General features: G+C 50.2%; 2 protein-coding genes. Both read right to left on the bottom strand.

Features of this window, described 5'->3' with window-relative positions; translation table 11 throughout:
* Positions 1-113 (bottom strand): hypothetical protein (locus tag ACTHUT_RS20655; protein ID WP_440419672.1); only part of this gene is annotated, 113 nt, incomplete at its 3' end.
* 261 nt (positions 114-374) lie between these two features.
* Positions 375-1,262, bottom strand: coding sequence for an acetylglutamate kinase (gene argB, locus ACTHUT_RS20650; protein ID WP_440385754.1), 888 nt, complete (start codon positions 1,260-1,262; stop codon positions 375-377).
* Positions 1,263-1,415 lie beyond the last annotated feature (153 nt).

Raw genomic sequence — 1,415 nt, 5'->3', positions numbered from 1 at the left:
GGTACGGCTGCGCGTCCCATGACGCCGGATTCCAACAATACGTCACACTCTACGGTAGGGTTGCCGCGGGAGTCCAAAATTTCGCGTGCAAAAATATCAACGATTGCGCTCATGAATATCTCCAAATAGGATGGTAAAAGAAAAGTAGCTTTGTTACGTTTCAGACGGCCTTAAGGATGATTGCCAAAGTCTGATGGATGCAGACATTATACCGTCTTTGCCAAGTATGGCATCGGAGTCGATATGAAACCGACTGTAAGTTTGTTTCACGTCAATATCGCTCAAACAAACATAAGCCGTATAGTGTAACATTTTTTACCCTTTTTAGGGTGAAAAGCTGATTAAATAAGGCATAAGGCCGTCTGAGAAACGGATTAGCCTTCGCCAAAAATCATCGAGCCTACGCCGTCATCGGTCAGCACTTCCAAGAGCAGGGCGTTGGGAACGCGGCCGTCTATGATGTGCGTGGCTTTAACGCCGCTTTTGGCGGCTTCGACGGCGGAGGCAATTTTAGGCAGCATGCCGCCGTACAGCGTGCCGTCTTCAATCAGTTCGTCAATGCGGCTTGGCGTCAGGGTGGTCAATAATTTGCCTTCTTTATCCAGTACGCCGGGAATATTGGTCATCATCAGCAGTTTTTCGGCTTGAAGTTTTTCCGCCAGTTTGCCGGCAACCAAGTCGGCATTGATGTTGAACGCTTCGCCGTTTTGGCCTACGCCGATGGGTGCGATGACCGGAATGCAGCCGCGCTCGACCAAGCCTTCCACCAAACGGGTATCAATGTCGGCCACGGTGCCGACTTGGCCGATGTCCACGCCTTTTTGCTCGGGCGTATCGATCAGGAGTTTTTCCGCTTTGATGAAGTGGTTGTCCCGGCCGGTAATGCCGACGGCGCGACCGCCGAAGGAGGTAATCATGGAAACGATTTCTTTATTGACGTGTCCGCCCAAAACCATTTCTACGATGTCCATGGTTTCGCTGTCGGTGACGCGCATGCCTTGAACAAATTCCCCTTTTTTGCCGACTTTTTCCAGCATTTCATTGATTTGCGGGCCGCCGCCGTGAACGATGACGGGATGTAGGCCGATCAGTTTGAGCAGGACGACATCGCGTGCGAAGCCCTCTTTTAAGGCCGACTCGGTCATGGCGTTACCGCCGTATTTGATGACGATGATGGAGCCGGAAAAACGGCGGATATAAGGTAAAGATTCGGCAAGGACGCGCGCTTTGATCGCAGAGGAGACAGATTGTTGCTGAGTCATGGTTTCAACCTTGTTTCATGATTTCGGCCTTTATCTTAATCCCAAAGGCCGTCTGAAACAATATTTCCAAGCGCTTGAAATCCTGTTAAATCAGTTAAATGGTTGAAACCAGCCTCATGCAAACGGTAAAATGACGGTTTGCTTCGGCCTCTT

The sequence above is a fragment of the Neisseria sp. P0022.S010 genome, from assembly GCF_051956635.1.
This window is presented reverse-complemented; position numbering and strand designations above follow the sequence as displayed.